The organism is Caballeronia calidae, assembly GCF_900044055.2.
In the GTDB taxonomy this organism is placed as follows: domain Bacteria; phylum Pseudomonadota; class Gammaproteobacteria; order Burkholderiales; family Burkholderiaceae; genus Caballeronia; species Caballeronia calidae.
Genome location: NZ_FCOX02000155.1, coordinates 1 through 6,376, shown reverse-complemented (window position 1 = coordinate 6,376; position 6,376 = coordinate 1). Strand labels below are relative to the sequence as shown.

The window sequence follows — 6,376 nt, the reverse complement described above, 5'->3', positions numbered from 1 at the left end:
CGCGCTGTTGTAGTGGCATTTTTTAAAATCGACATCAATAAAATCAAATAGTTGCGCGTTTAACTGTCGAACTCAAGCGAACGGCGCGCGCATGGCGGGGCCATGCAAACGGGGGCCGTGAGGCCCAAGCAGAGGCTGCGCGCCTTGCCGGCAAACTCGATGGACAGGACGAAGGGCAGCGTCATAAAAGTCGGCAAGCTCCGACCGCGGTGGGAGGGCTCGCTTCTATCAGGCTGTATGCGAAGCCAAGCTTGCCTCGATCCTGAAGGCCGATTTTCAAATTTTAAAATCAATTTCGCCTGATCATCTAACAATCTGACAGCACCACAATTACCATACATCTTGATGCTCCTCGTCGAATTCAAAACTATACTTTAACCCACGAATTTTCCGCATTAAATTCGGATTGCTTGAATTTAGTCTTCGATAGTCATCCGTATTGAATGGGGAATGAATTTTATTAAATAAATATCCCTTTTGGGCATCATGGATCATCTGATAAATCATTTTTTGATTCTCTCTCCCTAACTCCTTGACTGCGGGATAGCATATTTTCAGTAGGCCAACAAGGTTTGTCAGGTAATCAATGTCACCGCTTTTATATGCAAATCGAAAGGCGCGCTCTATTTTAGCTGGAAATGCAAGCAGTAACTCCTTGACGGCCAGATGTTTAATGCCGTCAATTCCCCTGAGCACTGTCGAGAATTCTTGAACGCTTTCTCTGGAAAAATCAAATGACCAGTCGAAAAATTTTTCTTTCCCGCGCTCTTTCCCAATGAGAAGACTTCCGAGGACGTTGGGATGACCCAGCAGACCTGGTTTGCAACAGAAATTAACTCGATCCGATAATTTCCCGTAAAGTAATCTCTTCAAAAAGTCAGGAATTGTGCTGCGCTCAATGCTTGCGATGCAGCGATTTAAATCAGTCGAGGAAATTGGAACTAGCATCGCTCGAAAAATTTCATCTGCATCGCCGGATGAAATCTGAAACATCTCGAGTAGCGTTGAAAACTTTGCCGAACAACTTTCGTCGTAAGGAGGCCGCCGCTTTGGCTCATCCAAACTATCGAAAAACATTTTGGCAATGATTGAGTCGTGGCCGGATAGGCAATCTCGCGCATCAATACTATCGTTGAGCGTGGAAAACGGAGCGTCGTATTCGTAGAGAAGCGCCACCTTCAACTCGTCAGGTATGAGTTTGCAGCTATCAGTCATTAACCGCTTTAAAATAGTTTCCTTTTCATCTGTCTGCAGTCTGCTGAACGAAGCGACAACCTCTGCGTATTTTTCTTTTGGCAGATCAAACAAGTTATCAACGAAATCGAAACGCAATTTCTTGAACATCTGCTTTAGATTATTACAATGCTGTTCCTCATTGATGTAGTCACCCAGCTTTCCTTCTGGTTTGCCTAAATTGTTGATATATTGAAAATCGAGCATATTTTTTGAGAATACGCTACAAATCAACTCCGATGCGTTTGCATCCGGCTTGTCCGTCAGCGCCGCGCGAAGATTTGATGGCAAAAACTTTTTTAGTCCTCCAAGAATCTCGTCACAGCATCTTTTGCCTGACGGCGCGATTACATTTGGATCTGACGGATCAGATCCGGAGGTATAAGATATAGCCCTCAAAATTTGGCCTACAATCGAATTGTATTTCTTTTTATTTTCACCAATAATTTTTTTAATTCGTTCGGATGCGTCACTGGGCACTTTTATTTTTTGTGGATTGAATAGGCAAGTTTCGGCGAGAAGTTCAACATTTTGTGCATTCCCGCTATCCACTGCAATTTGCAGCATGCTCTTCTCGTTTTCAGCCAAAATTCTCTCAAAATGCGTGATGTTTTCGCCCGCCAAATAACGTTTCAGCAATCCGCTCAATTCGGGAGCCGATCCTTTTTTACATAGATCGGCAAATTTTTCCACCGCCTGCACGTCTTCGGTTGAATCAAAGGATAAACCACGGCGGCGAGGCGGCATCGTAACGCTTGATGACGCCGGTATCACTGATTGAGTTTTATGCGGTGCTTTTGCGTCCTTGTCCGTTGCTATGGGGTGGTTGTTGTTTTTCGGCGGCGCGAAGATTATTTTTTTTTCGGTCGACTGTGGACTCCGTGGGCCTTGGAGGCCCGGGATCCTTTCAAGGAGAGGTTCGCGTTTTTTTGGTTCGTTTCCTTCAACTGGGTTGATACTTCTGAGCGCGTCAACAATTTCTCTAAAGGAACTAGCGATTTTCATAAATGCTATATGAACGCGTCCCGTTTGCAATAGTTTTCGTCTATGCAAGACTGGTGTCATCACACGCGATTACTGTGCACCCTTTCGACGTTCACCTATGTTGAACATTAATCTTCTACAACGTTTCCCGGTATGCCGAATTGACGCTCACGCGATCCTTTTGGTAAGGGTGATCATTGGCCAGCACCGCCCATATCATGCACGCTCCGGAGCTGGACAGTTGATCGCGCAACGGCTGGGTTTTGTTGATGTGTTTTAAAGAAACGCCACCGCAATAGCGCGCGCTGCTGCGGGGCGATCCGTTTTTTCGCGTTCAGGGCATTGGGCACCTCGGCGTGTCCGGCGCTGATGGTCGAGACACCCGCAACGGGTTCGGAACCGTTGAACCGGATCTGGTGATGCTAGATACGGCGTAAGTATTCGAGTGCCCGTTCGAGCGACAGACTGGCGTTGGCGTCTTCAGGCGCTGGCGCATGGACCCGGTACAGAATCAGCGCCATGAAGCAGATCGCCGCGGGGGCACGGATGCGCTCGGGCAGACGATGATAGACCGGACCGATCTCCGATTCGGACTTGAGCACCTTGATGATCCTCGACAATGAGCCTCACCGACCGCATGGAAGAAGCATGCCTTTGCGCCGCCGCCCAGACTGCAGCGCAGCCATCACGACGGTCATCAATCAATATGCTTAATATTGGCATGATCGATCCATGGCGCATCCAATTCATCTTCATTGCAGATAAACAATCATCTCGTGTGATAACTCAATTGATCCGGATCCGCCCGAGAGAATCCCCGCGTAGCGAGGGCTCCCGATTTCGCGGACACGGCGTTACCGTCGGGGGGAGAGGTTGGGCCGACGTCGATACCTGGCGTGGGCGTCACCGTTGAGAGAAGAATGTGCGCGACGACGAATTAAGCTCCCCAACAAAAGTGGCTCTTCTGAAAATCCAGTGGGTAACCGGCGTCAGCGCATGCGAGTTGAATGCGGAGAAATCGAGTTTGCCAGCGATAAGAAACAGGACCGTTCGCATGGTTTCGAAGCGCCCGTAGCCACGCGCCTTGCGCTTGGCGGCCGGAAACAGGCTGTTGATGGCTTCGATGAATCCGTTGGTCTGTCGAGTCTGAGCCCACGTACCTGCCAGCGGCGATTCGTGGGCAGTATTTCTATCTGTATCTCTTTATGGACGTGTTTAGCCGTAAGATTGTCGGCTGGCGGGTCTATGCCGAAGAGAGCAGCGCCCTGGCCAGCGAGGTCCCCAAGGATCTCTGCGCGCGTGAGCGATACAGCCCGACCAGGTCATTCTGCATTCCGACAATGGTGGTCCGATGAAGGGCGCCACGATGCTGGCCACCTTGCAGGCCCTGGGCGTCATGCCGTCGTTGAGCCGCCCGGGCGTGAGTAACGACAACCCCTTATCGGAGTCGCTGTTCAAAACGCTGAAGTACCGGCCCGCCTACCCGCTGCAGGCGTTCGACACCCTGTTCGCCGCGCGTAGCTGGGTCGCAGAACTGGTGCGCGGGTACAACCACGAACATCGCCACAGTGCGATCCGGTTCGTCACGCCTGCGCAGCGCCATGCGAACCTTGATCAGGCCATCCTCGATCGACGCGCGGCGCTCTACGAGAGCGCACGCCAGTCACCCGCTGCGCCGGAAAGGCCCCGCGCGCAACTGGCAGCGCATTCACGTCGTGCACCTGAATCCTGATCGTGCTGCCCCGGACAGCGTCATCTCCCAGCCCCGCAACCAGGAGTTGAAGCCGCCTGAATCACAACCGTCGAGGCGAAAACTACTTGGACAACGGCCGACACATCGGTTGATGGTGAAGAGGACATGGAAGCTTTCTTCACGGAACATGATATCCGCCAGCCGCCCAACAAGCTGATAATACCCACCTTTCAGAGTTGACGACTTACATCTCACACTCGGTTATCTCGCAGCTCATCAAGGCGGCTCCGAATCGCTCGATCCTTTTCCCACCGACTCCATTGGGGTTAGCGTGCGTAAGCGTGAAGCACAGGCATCAAGACATTCGCATCCGTCCCGCGGGCTTGCTGTGGCTCGGCGACAGCTTGAGCGCGCCCAAGGCTGCGGCCGTGCTGGATGTCAGCGCACAGTCGATCTACAACTGAGTCGCACTTCTGGAAGAAGCAAGGCTTGTGTCATCTGCTGTGCGGTCATCGTGGCGGGCGTCCTCGTGCGTTGTCCGAGGCGATGTTCGCTACCGCGATGGAAGTGCACGCACCCAGTCCATGACGTTCAGGCAAATCGCCCAATGCATTGAGGCTAAGCACGGCGCACCGATGCCATGCGCACTAGAAACCTTGTCGATTGCCCTTCGACGTAACGGATTCCCCTTGACGCGCTCGATTTTGGCGCCACTACGCTCGCTTACCATGTCGCGAATTCGTCGATCAAGTGCGACGCTGTTTATCGAGTTCTTTGAGCAGCTTGCCCAACAGGGGCGGTGAACGTCCGCCGGTGCGGGTGCTCGATAACGCATCAATCCATCATGCCATCGATTTTAACTCCACGAGCGCTGGTTACGTGAACGTCGCATGCAGCTGTTCTACCTGCAGCCTATGATCCCGAACTGAACATCCTCGAGCTTCTCTGGAAGCAGGCCAAATACCATTATTTCTCACCCGGACCATGGAAACCATCGACGATGAAGTTCGCAACCTGCTTGATGCCTATGGCACCAATTTCAGATCAGTTTTTGCCTGAACACTTATCAGGATCATACAAATGATAGTTAACAGTCTCACGCCCAAATCCGGTGACGATCGTTCTAACGAGCTCAATCAATCTCCGCGCAAAGGTCCCGTTTCTTCAAAATCTGCATCACCGTTGCTAGAAAGTTTGAAGCCGCGCGGCACCAAGGATTTCTCTTTCAAGAAATTCGATGAAGTCAAAAAAAAGCCCAATAACAACGGTAAATATAAATTTCCAGGCACGGACGAAAAGATTTGGTGCCGAAATCTTTCCCTCACATTTAAATTGGACTCTGACAAAGAGAGAAAAGTCGATACAGCTAAGCGTTTTAACAAGAGTGCACTTCAGGAAGGTGTGAATTTTTGCACGGACGAGGATTGGCATAACTATAAATCAAAGGCAAATTCCGACATTATTTTAATGTCGGAATTTGGTGCGTGGATTGTTTTTCAACTTGATAAGCTTGGTAAACAACCATCCCAATCCAATGGCCGTAAGTGGCGCAGCGCAATGATCAGCACGCTACAACATGTGATGGCCATGACTATTGAAATAAAACCCGAGTCATCCGATATGAAGCGATATGTAGTTCGCTTCTACGACCCCGTCACCACTGAAGAATATACGCGATTCGCGAGCAATAACTTAAATGATCTCAAGAAAGCTCACTTTTTCGATGCGTTTTCGAACCATAGTTCGTTGGCGAAAAGTTACGATCCACAGATGATGGGTTTAATTGAAATGATCACCGATCCTATCTCGGATACCCGATTCAGTGGCAAGCGCCCGATCAACTACGAATCTGCCGAGCCTCGCTTTTTTTTCGCGATGTCCAGTGGCGTGCTGCATGAAATTGAACAACTGTCCAGCGATGCTAAAGCAGGTAGCTTATCCAAAGAGACTCTCAAATCACTGTTTGTTAAATTTCCAAATAACATCGGCGCTCTACGCGAAGCGCTCCTCAGCGGAAACGAGGCACTGATCCTCGCCTACCTGAAGTTGGCGACGCAAGCGGACGTTGACCTGAAGCCGCTGTTGATGAACGTAGACGGCTTCGGTACGTTGGCACTCTGCGAGGCGCTAGAAACATCTGCTTGTTCGCACATGCCGTCCCAAGCGCGAAAGCAAAGTGAAAAGGCGCTCCAGACTTACATGGAATTTTTGCGAATGGTCGGTATTACAGATCATGCGGATATCAAGAAGCTGTTGTTGAACAATTCTGTGCTGCAATCCGCGCTAAAAGGAGGGCGCCCAAGCACCGCCTTGAATTATGTAGAAACACTGAAAAAGATCGGTGCAGATAGTACCGACATCAAGAAGCTGCTCCTGACGAAGAGTGGTGAGGGAAAAACCACCTTCCACCGAGTGATGGATCATAGCCCCCCGCCCATCAGCGCTTACCTGACGATGCTAGCCGCG

At 50.5% G+C, this 6,376-nt stretch carries 3 protein-coding genes and 3 pseudogenes; 3 read left to right on the top strand and 3 right to left on the bottom strand.

The window, feature by feature from the left end:
* Nucleotides 1-330: 330 nt before the first annotated feature.
* From AWB78_RS47290 to AWB78_RS46095, 3 genes and pseudogenes are all read right to left on the bottom strand, one after another.
* The gene (locus tag AWB78_RS47290) at nucleotides 331-2,268 is read right to left on the bottom strand and encodes a hypothetical protein (protein WP_157697844.1); all 1,938 of its coding nucleotides are present in this window, start codon (nucleotides 2,266-2,268) and stop codon (nucleotides 331-333) included.
* A 242-nt stretch (nucleotides 2,269-2,510) separates the two neighbouring features.
* Nucleotides 2,511-2,837 (bottom strand): annotated as a pseudogene (locus AWB78_RS50030) (IS1634 family transposase); the annotation flags it as partial.
* Nucleotides 2,838-3,210: 373 nt separating this feature from the next.
* Nucleotides 3,211-3,372: pseudogene (locus AWB78_RS46095) on the bottom strand (transposase); the annotation flags it as partial.
* Between AWB78_RS46095 and AWB78_RS41010 the strand changes: the two are divergent.
* The 3 genes and pseudogenes from AWB78_RS41010 to AWB78_RS41005 all read left to right on the top strand — a co-directional run.
* A pseudogene (locus tag AWB78_RS41010) lies at nucleotides 3,372-3,968 on the top strand (transposase); the annotation flags it as partial. The pseudogenes AWB78_RS46095 and AWB78_RS41010 overlap by 1 nt on opposite strands.
* Nucleotides 3,969-4,251: 283 nt before the next feature.
* Complete coding sequence (locus AWB78_RS49500; RefSeq protein ID WP_269768979.1) at nucleotides 4,252-4,374, top strand: hypothetical protein; 123 nt, start codon at nucleotides 4,252-4,254, stop codon at nucleotides 4,372-4,374.
* Nucleotides 4,375-4,990: 616 nt separating this feature from the next.
* Nucleotides 4,991-6,376, top strand: a 1,386-nt coding sequence (locus tag AWB78_RS41005; RefSeq protein ID WP_157697843.1) for a ShET2/EspL2 family type III secretion system effector toxin, incomplete at its 3' end; no start/stop codon positions are given.